Source organism: Paenibacillus sp. NPDC101420 (assembly GCF_050277435.1).
In the GTDB taxonomy this organism is placed as follows: Bacteria; Bacillota; Bacilli; order Paenibacillales; family Paenibacillaceae; genus Paenibacillus_AQ.
In genome coordinates this window covers 338,128-353,393 of record NZ_JBNNSE010000001.1, presented here as the reverse complement: position 1 = coordinate 353,393, position 15,266 = coordinate 338,128, and the positions used below count along the sequence as shown (strand labels likewise).

General features: G+C 40.2%; 16 protein-coding genes. 15 read left to right on the top strand and 1 reads right to left on the bottom strand.

The window, feature by feature from the left end; genetic code table 11:
- Positions 1 to 152: 152 nt before the first annotated feature.
- The 3 genes from ACQKMP_RS01595 (at position 153) to ACQKMP_RS01585 (ending at position 2,525) form a co-directional block, all read left to right on the top strand.
- On the top strand, positions 153 to 1,019 hold the full coding sequence (locus ACQKMP_RS01595; protein WP_427468711.1) for an NAD-dependent epimerase/dehydratase family protein: 867 nt from the start codon (positions 153 to 155) through the stop codon (positions 1,017 to 1,019).
- A gap of 26 nt (positions 1,020 to 1,045) precedes the next feature.
- Positions 1,046 to 1,174: a hypothetical protein gene (locus tag ACQKMP_RS01590; protein ID WP_256716254.1), complete on the top strand. Its 129-nt coding sequence runs from the start codon at positions 1,046 to 1,048 to the stop codon at positions 1,172 to 1,174.
- A 406-nt stretch (positions 1,175 to 1,580) separates the two neighbouring features.
- A complete protein-coding gene (locus tag ACQKMP_RS01585; protein WP_427468710.1) occupies positions 1,581 to 2,525 on the top strand; it encodes a GNAT family N-acetyltransferase in 945 nt (314 codons plus the stop codon).
- A 112-nt stretch (positions 2,526 to 2,637) separates the two neighbouring features.
- Here ACQKMP_RS01585 and ACQKMP_RS01580 read toward each other — a convergent pair whose 3' ends face one another.
- Positions 2,638 to 3,528 (bottom strand): GNAT family N-acetyltransferase, encoded by an 891-nt coding sequence (locus tag ACQKMP_RS01580; RefSeq protein ID WP_339803375.1) that lies wholly within the window; start codon positions 3,526 to 3,528, stop codon positions 2,638 to 2,640.
- 121 nt (positions 3,529 to 3,649) lie between these two features.
- Here ACQKMP_RS01580 and ACQKMP_RS01575 point away from each other — a divergent pair, with 121 nt between their 5' ends.
- The 12 genes from ACQKMP_RS01575 to ACQKMP_RS01520 all read left to right on the top strand — a co-directional run bounded on the left by ACQKMP_RS01575 (position 3,650) and on the right by ACQKMP_RS01520 (position 15,240).
- On the top strand, positions 3,650 to 4,225 hold the full coding sequence (locus tag ACQKMP_RS01575; protein WP_427468709.1) for a GNAT family N-acetyltransferase: 576 nt from the start codon (positions 3,650 to 3,652) through the stop codon (positions 4,223 to 4,225).
- A gap of 276 nt (positions 4,226 to 4,501) precedes the next feature.
- Complete coding sequence (locus ACQKMP_RS01570; RefSeq protein ID WP_042187739.1) at positions 4,502 to 5,167, top strand: response regulator transcription factor; 666 nt, start codon at positions 4,502 to 4,504, stop codon at positions 5,165 to 5,167.
- Between the two features lie 3 nt (positions 5,168 to 5,170).
- Positions 5,171 to 6,577, top strand: a complete 1,407-nt coding sequence (locus ACQKMP_RS01565) for a sensor histidine kinase (protein WP_042187741.1) — start codon at positions 5,171 to 5,173, stop codon at positions 6,575 to 6,577.
- A 70-nt stretch (positions 6,578 to 6,647) separates the two neighbouring features.
- Positions 6,648 to 7,436, top strand: a complete 789-nt coding sequence (locus ACQKMP_RS01560) for a DUF3919 family protein (protein WP_042187743.1) — start codon at positions 6,648 to 6,650, stop codon at positions 7,434 to 7,436.
- A 22-nt stretch (positions 7,437 to 7,458) separates the two neighbouring features.
- Positions 7,459 to 8,496: an ABC transporter substrate-binding protein gene (locus tag ACQKMP_RS01555; RefSeq protein ID WP_042187745.1), complete on the top strand. Its 1,038-nt coding sequence runs from the start codon at positions 7,459 to 7,461 to the stop codon at positions 8,494 to 8,496.
- Positions 8,497 to 8,587: 91 nt separating this feature from the next.
- Positions 8,588 to 10,243: an ABC transporter permease gene (locus ACQKMP_RS01550; RefSeq protein ID WP_042187746.1), complete on the top strand. Its 1,656-nt coding sequence runs from the start codon at positions 8,588 to 8,590 to the stop codon at positions 10,241 to 10,243.
- Positions 10,244 to 10,266: 23 nt separating this feature from the next.
- The gene (locus ACQKMP_RS01545) at positions 10,267 to 11,349 is read left to right on the top strand and encodes an ABC transporter ATP-binding protein (protein WP_042187748.1); all 1,083 of its coding nucleotides are present in this window, start codon (positions 10,267 to 10,269) and stop codon (positions 11,347 to 11,349) included.
- A 109-nt stretch (positions 11,350 to 11,458) separates the two neighbouring features.
- Entirely contained in the window at positions 11,459 to 12,475 is a 1,017-nt protein-coding gene (locus tag ACQKMP_RS01540) for an extracellular solute-binding protein (RefSeq protein WP_042187750.1), read from the top strand.
- Positions 12,476 to 12,783: 308 nt separating this feature from the next.
- Positions 12,784 to 13,143 (top strand): helix-turn-helix transcriptional regulator, encoded by a 360-nt coding sequence (locus ACQKMP_RS01535; RefSeq protein ID WP_042187753.1) that lies wholly within the window; start codon positions 12,784 to 12,786, stop codon positions 13,141 to 13,143.
- A gap of 93 nt (positions 13,144 to 13,236) precedes the next feature.
- Positions 13,237 to 13,623 carry a DivIVA domain-containing protein gene (locus ACQKMP_RS01530; protein WP_042187755.1) on the top strand — a complete coding sequence of 129 codons (387 nt, stop codon included), beginning with the start codon at positions 13,237 to 13,239 and terminating at the stop codon, positions 13,621 to 13,623.
- Between the two features lie 221 nt (positions 13,624 to 13,844).
- The gene (locus tag ACQKMP_RS01525; protein WP_371916535.1) at positions 13,845 to 14,711 is read left to right on the top strand and encodes a PRD domain-containing protein; all 867 of its coding nucleotides are present in this window, start codon (positions 13,845 to 13,847) and stop codon (positions 14,709 to 14,711) included.
- 22 nt (positions 14,712 to 14,733) lie between these two features.
- The gene (locus ACQKMP_RS01520; RefSeq protein WP_042187759.1) at positions 14,734 to 15,240 is read left to right on the top strand and encodes a PTS sugar transporter subunit IIA; all 507 of its coding nucleotides are present in this window, start codon (positions 14,734 to 14,736) and stop codon (positions 15,238 to 15,240) included.
- Positions 15,241 to 15,266 lie beyond the last annotated feature (26 nt).

Genomic DNA, 15,266 nt, shown 5'->3' with positions numbered 1-15,266 from the left:
CCATTAAAGACTGCACCTCCTAGCGATAAGCTGTGAGGTGCAGTCTTTAATATACATGTGGTATGATATGGATAATAATCCAAATTCTAATTGAGAATTTGAGAAGTAACTAGCAATCTTATACTTAGAGGCTGATCTTAAGGAGGGCGTAGATGAAGATATTTGTAGCCGGTGCGGCGGGCGTGATTGGACGGCTATTGCTACCTAAGTTATTAGAAGCGGGGCATGAGGTTGTCGGAATGACCCATAAAGAAGAAAATAGAGCATTTATTGAGAAGTGTGGAGCACAGGTGGTAATCGCGGATGTCTTCGATCGAGAGGCCATATTTGCGTCCATTAACAAAGCACAGCCAGAAGTGGTTATCCATCAGCTAACTTCACTAAGTCAGCGGAATTTCTCAGATAATTCCAGGATAAGAATAGAAGGAACACGAAATATTGTGGATGCATCTCTTGCAGCTGGCGTGGAACAAATCATTGCACAAAGTATTTCATGGGCTTATGAAGCTGGAGATGTGCCAGCTACGGAGGAAACTCCTTTAGATCTTAAGGCTTTAGAGCCTCGGAGAAGAACGATTGAAGGTATATACTCACTAGAGAAAGCAGTTGCCGAGATCCCCAATTATGTGATCTTGCGGTATGGAATGTTGTACGGCCAAGGAACATGGTATGACACTAATGGCTATATGGCAGAGGAAATTCGTCAAGAACGAATGACAGCGACAGATGCCGTTGTATCATTCCTACATGTGGAGGACGCAGCTAACGCAGCGGTGCTTGCTCTGAACTGGCCTTCAGGCCCTGTGAACATCGTAGACGACGAGCCTGCTAAAGGATTGGATTGGTTATCAGCTTATTCAGATACCATAGGTGCTCCTGCTCCTAATGTTCAAGAAGGCAGAGCAGGATGGGAACGGGGAGCCTCTAATACGAAAGCTCGAATGGATTACGAATGGAGTCCACTTTACCCGTCATGGAGGTCAGGATTTGCTCGGAGCTTGAATGTCCAGAGTGAATGAATTCAGCTACTGAAAGGAAGTGCAGTATGAGTTTACTTCTTGTGATTTTGTTCTTTATTGGTTTAATCATGATGATTAGCAATCAATATGCGATGATCAAGAAAATGGACGAAATGAATGAGTCACTAAGTGAAATTAATAATAAACTTGGCTAGCTAAAGTTGAAAAGGAGTGATGACGTGGGGGTAATAAAAAATTTCTCTCTAGTGGTCGTGAATTTAATCGCGGATCTATGGTTTGGAATCGTACGAAAACCTGAATTTTATGATAATCACACGGTTACTAGAACAAAGAGAGGGTACGTCCTATTTGTAACGTTAGCAGGTATTATCGCTGTGGGAACCGCCATTTGGCTATGCTCTAGAATTTATTGAGGATAAGACTGCCAATAGGCAGTTTTTTTTATTATAAGGTTTCTTCTTATATATTGGACTTCCAGATGCAATTACACTTGCTGTAGTTTAGTAAATAATCATTATAAGTGTTTATTACCAATCATTTACTTTAAGAAGTGATACTATAGAAAATAGAAGGTGAAGTATCAGCGAGGAGGAATTGTACATGCAATTAATGGGATGGTCCGAGGATGAAATATCGTATGAGCTAAGTAATAATTATTCAATTCGTAAGGCTGAATCGGAAGAGTGGGGAGTGTATTGCTCCATTTATTATAATATTCAATATATTGGCTTTTTTAGAGAAGATGGGTTCAATTCTACCCAAAAGAATGCTTTTTGGATCTATAAAGGGGAGGCGAAAATAGGTGGAGTAAGGATGTCACCTAATCGGATCTATCATTTATTTGTTATTCCACCCTTTAACGATACATTTGTGGTGCTTAAACTTCTAAAAAAGCTTTTGATATATTGGTCTGACCGAACGGAGCCTATAAAAACATTTGAGGTTCTACCGGATCAAGTTCATTTATTTGCGCGGGCAGGATTTTGGCCTGATGAATTCAGATGTCGCTGGATGCAGCGTCCTACAGATCATTTTGAGGTGGAATGGAACGAAGAATTTAGAATTGAAAGTCCACAGATCGAAGAGGATGGAAAAGGAGCTAAACGCTTTATTCTTGAAGATCAGATCGCCGAATGTAGCTACGCTAGCTTTGCCGGAAGTCTCGAAGCGACCAGAAGAAAGCAATTTTCCTATGAAGATTTTATTCCAAGTGAAGAACCGAATTATACGAATGAAGGATTACTTACCGCGTCAACGCTTGTGTATGATAGGAAATCGGGACAGTTAATTGCGAATTGTCTCTTGGGCTTACAAGGAGATTACGCAGCAGTTTATAGTATTGGTGTAATGCCCGGTTATAGAGGCAAAGGGATAGCGACACTGATGTTGAAAAGAGGACTAAGTCTCCTTAAAGATAAGTATCCTTTCCTTAGATTATATGTCATGGAAGGTAATGATGCGGAGTCTGTTTATACGAATCTAGGATTTGTTCCAGGAGTACAAGAGATACAGAGCATGTATATTCCAGTGAACGATCAAGCATAAACGTTTCTGCGTTCTTCTATGGGCGGTAAGCGTTTAAGTGAGTATAGGCGGGGAATTTATAATTTCTAAAATTAATAAAAGGGCTGCCGGAGGGCAGCCTTCTTCATCCTATCTAGGCATGTGAGGTTATGGGAAAAATGAAATGTTTAGGTAGTTCTTTTAAAAGTGGACGTACAAATAACACATCCTCACTCTCGGGAATAAATTCGGTCTCCATGTGATCTATATTGAAATCTGGTGTGAAATGAAAATGAATAACCTCCGTTTCAGGTGAAATAATGCTATTCAATATCACGTTGATATCTATGTGTGAAGTACTGATAATATCAAAAATATGAAGCTGATGCTCCTCATGTCTAAAGATCACTACGACGTCAGCTTCTTCAATATAGTAAAAAGAATCATGGAAAGGAAGGATAAAATAAAACAGCAGCTGATGTTCATTGTTTACAACGCTGAGTATAGAGGACACCGGAACTTTTTCTTCAGCGAATTTTTTTATCATGGTGAAATCAACGGAGTTATTCATAGATAAGGGACGCACAGAGAAGATTTTAGACGTTTGATTTCTAAGATTAGAAGCGTTAATCGAAAAGCTGCTTTCTTGCATACGTTCAAATCCGAATTTAGGATAAAAGTCCAAAGCACTGTCGTTTGCAAATAAGTAAATGAAGTCAAATTCATGTTCGTATTTCGCGATAATATGATCTATTAATTTCCTGGATAATCCTTGCATGCGATAATCAGGATGTGTCATTACAGTGCCAATTTGAATGGCGTTATACTCTTTTTGATTTATGAGAATCGTCATTTTGTTTATGGACGCATTAGCGATCACATGGTCCCTATCGATGTAGGAATAACAAATATACTTGTCACTCCAGCCTCCTTGTTCATACCATGGGGAAAAATCAATCCCGAAGATTGATTTAGCTAAGGAATTAAAGCTTTCTTTATATTTTTCGATATGCTTATAATCACTGACCAATTGGTAATCACTCATAAGTATGCCTCTTTTCCAAAGTGTTTTTCATAGTCACGTTTAATGGTTATATCTTACTACATGGTTATAAAGTAATGTTTATTATAAAAAAACAATCCCAATATTATTTGGAGGCTAGAAAATGAGAGAGATAGATTATAGCAATTATTACTGGAAAGATGACCAAATTAGATTGCGTTCAATACAAGAAGGGGATTGGGAAGGTTATTATACGAACCGATTCGATACTCCAGCGCGGCGACTCTTACAATGTGCAGTTGAACTACCACCTACCATTGCCGAAGCCAAAAATTTTGCGGAGACTTACGCTGAATTCTCATCGAATAGACTAATGTTTACGATCGAAGATTTGCATGGTGAAAATGTTGGCGGCGTAAATCTCAATAGCATTGACGAGAAAAATGGTACGTTCAGCATAGGTGTGCAGGTGGATAAAGATCATCGAGGTAAAGGGTATGGAACGAGAGCTATAACCATCCTCTTAAAATATGCTTTTTTCGAGCGACGGCTAAATAAATTCAATGAATGTGCGCTTGAAGGTAATGAAGGTTCTATAGGGATGTTAAAGAAAGTCGGCTGCGTGCAAGAGGGCGTGCGGCGGAAAGTCATTTACACGAATGGGCGATATTATGATTTGATATTGTTTGGATTGACGAAGGAAGAATTTATGGAACAAAACGGAGATGAGCAATCATGAACACAATCGCTGGATTAAGGGATTTTCGAGTGGTATAGTCCGTTCTACAAAATCCTGAATCCGTAAAGCTCCCATTATGTGGGAGTTTTTTTGTGGATTTTACTTACTATACTAGAGACATAAAATGTAAGTTTATAGTCAATTATTTGATTTGTATTTTTAATTGTAGATATTTGGAAAGCGTTTTCGTATTGAATGTTATCCGCTATTATAAGAGGGTAACTAAAAATATGAACGTTCAGTGTAATATAGCATCTAAGGAAAAGAGGGCTACATATGAATATTTTAATTATTGAAGACGATCCCAGCATTCAAATGCTGCTAAAATTGAGCTTAGAGGTGGAAGGGTATCAGACGAAAGCTGTAGGAACGGTGACTAAGGCATGGGATGAACTTGCAACATGGTCTACCGATTTAATACTGTTAGATCTTATGTTACCTGACCGTTCCGGGTTCGAGCTTCTTCAAATGCTTCAACAACAGTATAAGTCAGTCCCGGTAATCGTGCTCACCGCTAAGAATGAAATGAATGATAAAATCCTTGGCTTTCAGTTGGGAGCAGACGATTATCTAACGAAACCTTTTGAGACAAGGGAACTTATCGAGCGCATTAAGGCAGTTATGAGACGAATGAAGATGGTAGCGCCTCCTGAAGTGATCAAGATTGGACCTATTGAAATTGATAAGAATGGACGTACTTGTAAGATAGGGGAACAATGGCTTAAGACAACTAGTAAAGAGTTTGACTTCATGTGGCTCTTATGTGCTCATCCTAAGAAAGTTTTCACTCGCGAAGACTTGCTTGATCAGGTCTGGGGTTATGATTATTATGGGCATACAAGATCCGTGGACATGGTGGTAAACCGTCTTCGGGAGAAAATGAAACCCAACGAGCATCTGATCGCCACTATACATGGGACAGGCTATAAGCTGGAGGTATAGAAGATGGGGCTGCGAAATAAAATGTTTATTCAGCATGCCGTTACGATTGTTATGCTGCTCACAGCGATGTTTTTTATCGTTAATTATACGCTTAACCAAAGTATGATTAAAAGGGATACTCAGACGTTAAGTCAGTATTTTGGCTTGCATCGTATTGAGGCATTGAAGATTGTCAGTGATCAGAAAATTAATATAGAACAATTATTTTCAGGTAAGTACGCCCCCTTTATTGCGTCGCATTTGGCGTCAAACAGCAATTTTCAAGTACAACTATTCGCACTAGATGAGACGATTGTTGGGAGCAGCAGCGATAAAGAAAACTTACTTAAACGTAACGATATTCAGAAAGCGCTTACTGGTAATGCTGCCACAGTCATAACTGCAGGTGAAGGTACACAATATCTAATTTACTCAGTTCCCTTCTGGTATGAAGGAGAAATTGTGGGTGGATTTCGATATTTATTGGACCTCCATGAGAATTTGCAGACATTAAACCAGATGCGCACATGGTTCATCGCTGCAGCTGTAGGATGTTTAATTTTTTCGCTTATGGTCAGCTATTCATTCTCATCTTTGTTGGTGAGGCCTCTACATGCCTTGCAGCAGGCGCTTAAGCTTGTATCCATTGGCGATTTTAGCAGAAAGATACAGGCGAGTAGTCAGGATGAGGTAGGAGAATTAGCCAAGGATTTCAATCATATGTCGGATGCGCTGCAACATCATATCAAAATGTTAAAGTATGAACAGGGAAAGCAGAAAGCTTTCTACGACAACATAACTCATGAATTAAAAACACCATTAACTTCGATTATCGGGTTTTCGGATTTAATTGAAAGAATGAATAAGAAGGATGATATACAGGAATGTAATACCTATATCCGTAAAGAGAGTACTCGGTTGTTAAATATGGTTGAGGATTTGTTACAGACCTCACTGATTGGTGATGAGGCTTGGCGTATCAAGCTGGAGTGTACTGATTTAGGGGCTGTCATTATGGATAGTCTACGTATCTTAGAGCCGACCCTTCAAAAATCCGCGATTGTTACCACGCTAAAGATCTCATCTTGTGAAGTGAATTTAGATCCCAAGAGAACTCAGCAAGTTCTATTTAACGTGATTGATAACGCTATTAAGCATAGTGAATGTACAAATCTCTATATCGAGTTAACGGAGCATGGGGACTGTGGGCTGGTTCGTATCATAGATAACGGGAGAGGGATATCACAACAATTGCAAAGTATATTATTTCTACCCTCGGCAGAGAAACAGGATCGTATTATTTCAAACGAATCACATGGGTTAGGATTACCTCTATGTAAACAGTTTATGGAACTTCAAGGAGGGAGTATCGTCATTACTAGCTCGGAGAAGAAGGGGACAGAGATTCAGCTGAGATTCCTCTTAACATAACAAATGTAAGCGCTGTTACAAAACTGATACAAATTTAAAATTCTTCTGATATATGAGGAGGTTAAAGTAAGTGCCAGAGGATAAGAAAGGGCTTTCATGGTTTCGCCTCATCTTGTTACAAGTCATCATAGGCAGTCTGCTAATCGGCATGTGCGCTTACACTTTTCGAATACCTCTTGATGAAGTACATGTTGTACCTCGACAGGAGGATCAACTTGACCGGATTGCTGGCGTTCCGATGCGCGTGGATATTACGTATCCAGGCCTAGGGACGATATCCATTGAGGATCCGAAGGAATTGCTGAAATTGAGATCTACTTTTTCCGGGTTGTTATCATCAGGAATGCAGCGTCCACAACAGTTAGTTCCGAGACTTCTGTTGACGGGAACGATGGCCTATCTGGATCAAGAAGATATTCCTTTTCAAGTGGAAACGAATGCGTTTCACTTCGGTGCAGAGTCAGTTAATTCGCTTAATGTAAGTGCAACTATCCGCAAGCTGCAAAGTACACTCATCGATAAGATGTTAACAACGTCGAGTATTGGATCTGCTGTGGAAAACAAGATTAATGATGTGTTCACACTACAGCAGGGAGTACTTACAGCTCTCACTCAGGTTGAGAGGAAGGCGTTGATATCGCAGATTCGTGCAGCAGAGCGTATTATCGATTTCAGCCATTTTGATGACTTACAACGTACACCCGATGCTCACTTTGTCATTCAGCTCACGAATGATTATCGAGTGAAAAAGCACTGGATCCATGTGGATCGTTATAACGGCGCTTACTTCGTGGTCTATGACCTTCTGGATGAGACCAATCAAAGAGTCTATTTCAAACTAAATAATGCCTCATACTGATCTTGAAGGGATGGTTTAGTCTATGGCGAGAAAGAAAAAAAACAGTAAGTCAGTCATTTTATTGTCAGTCATAGTAGTTGTGTTGGTAGCGGGGTTCTTCATGTATAAATCAGGAGTATTTGGCGGTAAAGAAATGAAAAAAATCACCGTATATTCCATTTTTCAAGAGGAAGAGGCTCGTAAAATTCTGGATAAATTCAAAGCTGAAACTGGAATTGACTATGACATCCTACGTTTACCAAGTGGAGAAGCGGTATCCCGTGTACAGAATGAAATGTCGAATCCACAAGCCGACTTTCTGATGGGAGGGCCAGCGGATTCGCACCAAGTACTGAAAGAGGCAGGTTCATTGGAAGCTTATGATTCTCCGAATGCTTCTGACATCGCTGACAATATGAAAGACAAAGATGGCTTCTGGACAGGGTTTTATCTAAATCCAATCGCTATAGGTATTAATGAAGAACGTTGGAAAGAGAAATATGGTAGTGATCCATACCCTGAAACTTTTAAGGATTTGCTTGATCCTAAATTCAAAGGTGAAATTGGTATGTCCGATCCAGCAACATCGGGTACAGCATATACAGCAGTAGCTTCTTTAGCCCAAGTATGGGGTGATGATGAGATGTTGAACTATATCAAACAGTTGCTGCCTAACCTTAAGGAAAGACCTAAGTCTGGCATTGAGCCCATTCAGAAAGCTGCTAAAGGGGAGTATACAATTGGCGTGACTTTCCTAGGCGATCAATTGAAGATTAAATACCAAGGCAACCCAATTGTTAGTGTTGTTCCAGAAGCAGCAGGTTATGAAGTTGGAGCCTTATCCATTGTTAAGGGTGGGCCTAATACAGAGGCTGCGAAGAAGCTTATGGACTATATGCTTACCAATGAACCGGGTGAGTTGTATACGCAATCTGCATACGCAGTATCCGTTAAAGCATCAGTACCGATTCCTAAAGGTGGCATTGATATTAAAACAACGAAATACAACGATGCTTATGATTTGTTAAAAGCAGCATCGCAGCGTAAAGAGTTGCAAAATGCATTAAAAGATTTGAAATAAAAGAGCCAATAGGGGTATTGCAGGGCTGTACCATATATGATGACTGTAATGCCCCTCAAATTGGATGGCAGAAAGGTGGGAGTCGCCCCCTATGAAAGAAAAAAAAGGCATTGGGGAGTCGATCAACAGGCTCTTTAAAGATCCGTCGTCACTCGTACTTGTACTGACTAGCTTTGCATTTCTCATTCTATTTGTTATTTATCCGCTGGTAATCGTTGTGTTTACATCTGGATTTGATAATTGGGCAACGTTTTTTAGTAAACCCCGTTATGGAAAAGCGCTATTAAATACGGTAGTTAGCTCATCATTATCCGCTTTTACAGCAACAGTGTTTGGATTTATATACGCGTATGCAATTCACTACAGTAACATCAGAGGAAAGAAGTTCTTTCGATTTATAGCCTTTATTCCATTATTAGCTCCTTCGGTTATGAGTGGTTTAGCATTCCTATTGCTTTTTGGACGTGGGGGAATGATCTCACAATGGTTAAATACCAACTTTAATTTTGAGCTTGATTTGTATGGATTACCGGGGTTGTGGATTGTTCAAACGATATCCTATTTTCCACTTGCCTACATGACTATAACGGGTGTGCTCCGCGCTATATCACCGAATCTGGAGATAGCAGCACAGAATCTTGGAGCTAGAGGATTCAAATTATTCAGGACGATTACGCTGAAACTTGCACTTCCAGGTGTTATTAACGCATTCTTGCTGGTAGCGATTAACTGCTTCGCTGACTTCGGAAATCCAAAGCTAATTGGTGGTAACTATTCACTTTTAGCAGTTGAAATTTACGGAGAAATCATTAATAACGAGGCAGGACTAGCTTCGGTCATGGGGATTATCTTAGTAATTCCTGCACTGATTGTATTCTGGGTTCAGAATAAGATTTTATCTAAAGGCTCCTACTCAACGATAACTGGTAAGCCGGTATCTGGTTTGAAACGGATCACTACGTCTAAGAAGACAGATGCATTACTTTTCTCTTTTAACAGTTTAATCTCATTGTTCATTATTTCGATGTTTGCGATCACCATTCTTTTCGCCTTTACGAAAAACTTTGGTCGAGATAATACATTCACACTGGATCATATAATGAAAGTTGTCTTTAGTTCATCTAGTCCAGCCGTTTTGAACAGCTTAGTGTTATCGCTAATTAGTGCGTTGCTGGCGGTGGCTCTTGCATTAGTGCTCGCCTATATAGTAGTTCGCAAACCTTTTCCAGGAAAAAAATTACTAGATTTCAGCGCGGTTCTTCCAATTGCGCTTCCAGGAACATTCGTTGGTCTTGCGCTGATTGTTGCGTTTAGTAAAGGTCCGATTGTTTTGCAGGGATCTGCAGCATTGATAGTCATTGCGATGTTACTTAAACAGATGCCTGTAGGTTATCGCGGATTGACTGCGTCTTTTAAACAAGTGGATAAATCGATCGAAGAAGCAGCCACCAATCTGGGTGCGAGTAGCCGTAAGACGCTAACAACGATTGTATTTCCAATGTTGCAAAAAACCGTCGTAGCGAACTTTGTCTATGCGTTTATGAAAAATATGAATACTTTGAGTACGATAATCTTCCTAATTACCCCTAAATGGGTTGTTGCAGCAGTATCGATCTTTAACTATGCCGAAACGGGAACCTATTATTGGGCAGCCGCTGTGGCAGTGGGTTTGATGGGTGCAACGCTCGGAACACTGGGAGTGATCAAGTTGATCTTCCGTTCCAAAGTGAAAATATTTGATTTCTAATGATTTTGAAGGGAGTGGGCACGATGGAATCCAACATACTACTAGATTTGAAAAATGTGAATAAAGTGTTCGGCAATAACCATGTCTTGAAAAATATCAACCTAAAGATTGAACGGGGGAAGTTCATTACCTTCCTTGGTCCGAGTGGTTGTGGGAAGACGACTTTATTACGTTCCATCGCGGGTTTCTATACCATCGATGATGGTGAGGTGTGGATTGACGGGAATTTGGTTAATGAATTACCTCCATATAAAAGGGGCACTCCAATGGTGTTCCAGGAATATGCCTTGTTCCCGCATATGACGGTATTTGATAATATTGCTTATGGACTAGATATTAAGAAAAGACCTGAAGCAGAAGTACAGGAACGGGTAATGGCTGTTATGGCCCAGGTCAAATTATCCGGACTTGAAGAGCGATATCCCCATGAAATGTCAGGTGGACAACAGCAACGTGTAGCTATGGCTCGTGCCTTAGTGATGAATTCGCCGATTATTCTCCTGGATGAGCCACTAAGTAATCTAGATGCTAAATTACGTGAAGAGGTACGCGTTGAACTGCGAACAATTCAACAGGAACTTGGACTAACCGTAATATATGTAACACATGATCAATTGGAAGCTTTGTCGATGTCAGATCAGATCGTTGTTTTTAATAAAGGAGCTATTGATCAGTACGGTACGCCGCATGAAATATATTATAAACCTCGTACACAATATGTAGCTGATTTTATTGGTTCTACCAATTTTATTGAGGCAGTAGTCATGCAAAGTAAAGAGGGTACGGCAACAGTTAGCTACGGCTTTGGAGGGGATAATGTTACTATTACTACAGATGAAAAGCTGACAGAGGGTGAGGAAGTTCTTCTGAGTGTTCGCCCCGAATCATTGCGACTAAATCATCCGGACATTAGCGGATTTAACATCATGGGAGTAGTCCAATCCTCGATGTTTCTAGGAGAAAAGGAAAGATATTTCCTTGCAGATCAATGGGGCAAAGAATGGATTGTCGATGCTTATGATATTGGTCAAAAGACTTTCGATGGTCAAGTTCGGATGAGTGCGGCAATAGACAAAATTCATATTATTAAAAAGGTTAGTCCGTAAACTGAAGTAGATGTTCCAAAAAAGGAAAACAGTCGTTTTCCTTTTTTGGCGTATCGTTTTTTTATAGAACGGCGGCTATAGGCTAGTTTAGCGGGAGGAGACGTTCTAATTGAGAACAAAGGTAATTATCCTGTCATTGGTTGCGGTAACAATACTTCTTCTAATATATTTCTATCCTGGCCAGAAAAGCAATCAGCCTCTCAAAGTATATGTAATTTTTCAAGAGGATGAAGCGCGTATTCTGTTGGAGAAATATAAGAAGAAGACGGGACAGTCTTATGAGCTTATTCGCATGTCTGGCGGTGAGGCAAGCTACCATTTGATGTCGATCAATAAGACAGGCATTGATGTTGTTCTCGGTGGGCCTGCTGATCTTCATGAGCAGCTCAAGAACAAAGGGAAATTAATTCGCTATTCATCACATGTTGCTGATGAGATCCCCGACATCTATAAAGATAAAATGGGCTATTGGACAGGTATATACATGGGTGCATTGGCTATTGGTGTAAATGAGCAGGTCTGGAATCAAGATCCTCAGCTTGTAGCTTTACCTCTTCCGGAACGCTACGAAGACTTATTACGTCCCGAGCTCAAGGGGAAAATTGAAATTCCGGACCCAGAAACCTCAGGTACAGGATACACATTGCTAGCCTCTCTTGCACAAGAACGTGGGGAGGAGCAAGCTCTAGCATTGGTGAGTGCTCTTAAGAAGCAGAGTTCATCAACTACATTCTCAGGAATTAGTTCTGCCCAGCGGCTTGCAGTAGGTGAAGTTGCTGCTGTTATCAGCTTTATGGGCGACCAGCTTCGATTTAAGAATTCGGGATATGCTATACAATCTTCTATTCCTCCACAAGCTGGATGGGAGATAGGTGCAGTGTCGATCTTGAAAGGTGGGAACAACGTGACTGCTGCTAAGCAGCTGGTAGATTTTGTACTGTCAACAGATGCTCAGACAGATTATATGAATTCCGCATTTTCCTTACCTGTGATGCCGAATATTAAGATCCATCCGCTATTGTCTTCTGTTAAGCTGGAAAAATTAATGATTACGTATCGATTCGATATCGCTGCTGCGAACCGAGAGGAATTACTCGCTAAATGGCATGAGGCCAATAAACGCTAAGGGATTGTTCACTCATTATTCAACGGCCATCGAGAACTTTATGGTTAAGTTCTCAATGGCCGTTATTTATTACTCGAGAAAACCAACTTTCATCATATGAAAAATTCACAATAGAAAATCACAAAATAAACAACTCTATCTAGTTACTTTCAATAAATTCATCATCTATCCCTATTAAATTTCTATACAAATCGGAAAAAGTGAACCCACTACCACATTTCAGGTTGTGAAAGTTGGAAAATAGTGCTTATACTAGAGTTATAGAAGGTAAGATTAACCAAAAAAAACACAACATGAGGAGGGTTTATATGGCGTTTATGATTGCTCAACGGGCTTTTATCAAGGTGTATCTTATAACAATGGTAGAACAACATCGCGGGTATGGATACCAAATGCTTGAGGATTTACGTCGAGATTTCAAGGCACATGGATATTCCCCTCCACAGAGCGAAATTTATCGCGCGCTGCATGAGCTGGTACAGCAAGGAATTTTATATCGTACTAAACAGCTAAAAGGGAATGACCCGAAGGTGGATTTTCAAGAAATCGTCTTATACCATTTCACAACTGATGGAGAAGAGAAAGCGAAGCTATATAAGAAGCAGGTGAAGACGGATCTTGATCGCTGCTTAGGTATTTTGAACAAGGCGGTTGCGGATAACTTCTAGAACTGGAACTATAGTTATATTTTCAGGATGCTCTCACCCTGTTATAATGGTTACTGCCGGATAATTGCAGTATATACTTGGAGGTAACAAATGATGGATGAACATATGAAACGTCGATTGGACAAACAACGTAAGCTATTCAGCCAACTTGGCATCACTCTAGATGCTCTAACCATACATGAAAAAGAATTCAGTATGAAGCTTCGTGGTTACGATGCGGAGGAAGTGGATACATTTTTAGATAGCGTAATCAAGGATTATGAGCGTTTTTATGCGACAATTGCTGATCTGATGGATAAATGGCAAGAACAGCAGCTGGAGATGCGAGAATTAAAATCAGAAACCAAAGCCACAGAGGTTATTCAGGTCCCAGTACTTAGAGGCATCGACCCAAAGGAATTAGAAGAGGTCATTTTAAAACTAGAGACCAATGTCCGTCAGCTTAAAGAAAAGCTTCCCCAAATTGAAAGCTATTTATAACTCGTGGATTTTTGAGTTTCAGGAGCTGCGCTTGACATTTATAAATTTACCATTGACGAGTTAGCAGTTCATGATTTATGATATGTTCATAAATGATCATTTATATTTTAGTGGCGTGTTACCGTTAAGGGCATGAGCCAAGGATTGTCTTCATCTCGATGAGACATTTCTTGGCTTTTTTTGTTCCTAATTGACGATAATATGGGAAAGGAGTGATGAGCTTGTCGCGGGAGATCGAGCAATTTCAAGTACAGCGTGTGATTGGGAACAACGTTGTAATGGTTCAGGGAAGCAAGAACGGCAAGGAATATGTCATTATCGGTAAAGGCATTGGTTTTGCTGTGAAAGGTTCAGGTGTGATTGAAGGAAACGATCCTCGTATTGAGAAATTGTTTCGTCTAGAAGACCGCGAATCCTGGAGTCAGTATCAAATATTGCTGGAAGACATAGATCCCAAAGTGATGAGAATAACTGATGAAATAATTGCTGATATCCAAAGTCAATTTCCTGACAAATTAAACGACAAGATTTATTTGGCACTCCCGAGCCACATTCAGTTCACCATTTACCGTCTGCGCAACGGGATGGATATTATTAATCCTTTTTTACAAGAAACTAAGATGTCTTTTCCGAAGGAATTTGATATCGCTTACAAGGCATCAGAGAAGATCAATGCTGAATTTCAGGTGCAAATTCCCGAAGACGAGGTTGGATTTCTAACTTATCATGTGTACTCCGCAGTTAACAATGTATCGGTGGGTCAGTTAGTAAAAGCATCTAATATCGTGAGTGAACTTCTAGACATGATTCAGCAAGAACGGAATATAACTTTTGAGCATGGCAGTATGAATCATATTCGATTAATGATCCACTTGCGGTTTTCGCTGGAACGTATTTTGAAAGGATCACTAATAGATAATCCTTTTGTGAAACATATTAAGAAGGAATACAAAGAGGAATACAAGTTATCTCAAAAGCTCGGTAAAGTGATGCAAAAATCTCTTGGTGTAGATATCCCGGAAGAAGAGCTGTGTTTCCTAGCGATGCACTTACACCGATTATTTCAGACTTTAGTGAAACAAAACTAACATCTTTAGAGGAGTGGAGCATATGTTTTCCAAATGGAAATCAAAAAAAGAAGAGAAACATACTGGACATACAATCGAAATCATGGCACCAATCAGTGGAGAAGCAGTTTCATTAACAGAGGTTCCGGATGAAACCTTTGCTGGTGGTCATATGGGTAGCGGAGTTGCAATCAGACCTTCTGAGGGGATCCTAAAGGCTCCTTTTGATGGCACGGTTGCTCATATCGTGAAATCGAGTCATGCAGTTATTCTGGAACATTCCTCCGGTGTGCAATTGCTGTTACATATCGGAATCGATACTGTCAGTCTTAAGGGCAACGGATTTGTTAGTCATATTGCCTCTGGAGATCAAGTGAAGGCAGGTCAAACCTTAATCGAATTTGATCTGGACGTTATTCGCGCAGCAGGCTGTGACACAATTTCACCTGTAATCGTGACTAGTACGGAGGAAACACCACCTCAAGTGAACGGACATTATGGTCAGGTTACAGCAGGACAGGATCTGATTCTTACAGTGGCTTCAAAGTAATAAGCTGATACAGCATTACTACTATT

Excerpts from the sequence above, each read along its gene's own strand:
- ACQKMP_RS01565 (WP_042187741.1), top strand. The coding sequence starts at position 5,171 with ATGGGGCTGCGAAATAAAATGTTTATTCAGCATGCCGTTACGATTGTT.
- ACQKMP_RS01575 (WP_427468709.1), top strand. The coding sequence starts at position 3,650 with ATGAGAGAGATAGATTATAGCAATTATTACTGGAAAGATGACCAAATT.
- ACQKMP_RS01535 (WP_042187753.1), top strand. The coding sequence starts at position 12,784 with ATGGCGTTTATGATTGCTCAACGGGCTTTTATCAAGGTGTATCTTATA.
- ACQKMP_RS01595 (WP_427468711.1), top strand. The coding sequence starts at position 153 with ATGAAGATATTTGTAGCCGGTGCGGCGGGCGTGATTGGACGGCTATTG.
- ACQKMP_RS01530 (WP_042187755.1), top strand. The coding sequence starts at position 13,237 with ATGGATGAACATATGAAACGTCGATTGGACAAACAACGTAAGCTATTC.
- ACQKMP_RS01570 (WP_042187739.1), top strand. The coding sequence starts at position 4,502 with ATGAATATTTTAATTATTGAAGACGATCCCAGCATTCAAATGCTGCTA.
- ACQKMP_RS01590 (WP_256716254.1), top strand. The coding sequence starts at position 1,046 with ATGAGTTTACTTCTTGTGATTTTGTTCTTTATTGGTTTAATCATGATG.
- ACQKMP_RS01585 (WP_427468710.1), top strand. The coding sequence starts at position 1,581 with ATGCAATTAATGGGATGGTCCGAGGATGAAATATCGTATGAGCTAAGT.
- ACQKMP_RS01520 (WP_042187759.1), top strand. The coding sequence starts at position 14,734 with ATGTTTTCCAAATGGAAATCAAAAAAAGAAGAGAAACATACTGGACAT.
- ACQKMP_RS01545 (WP_042187748.1), top strand. The coding sequence starts at position 10,267 with ATGGAATCCAACATACTACTAGATTTGAAAAATGTGAATAAAGTGTTC.
- ACQKMP_RS01555 (WP_042187745.1), top strand. The coding sequence starts at position 7,459 with ATGGCGAGAAAGAAAAAAAACAGTAAGTCAGTCATTTTATTGTCAGTC.
- ACQKMP_RS01550 (WP_042187746.1), top strand. The coding sequence starts at position 8,588 with ATGAAAGAAAAAAAAGGCATTGGGGAGTCGATCAACAGGCTCTTTAAA.
- ACQKMP_RS01580 (WP_339803375.1), bottom strand. The coding sequence starts at position 3,528 with ATGAGTGATTACCAATTGGTCAGTGATTATAAGCATATCGAAAAATAT.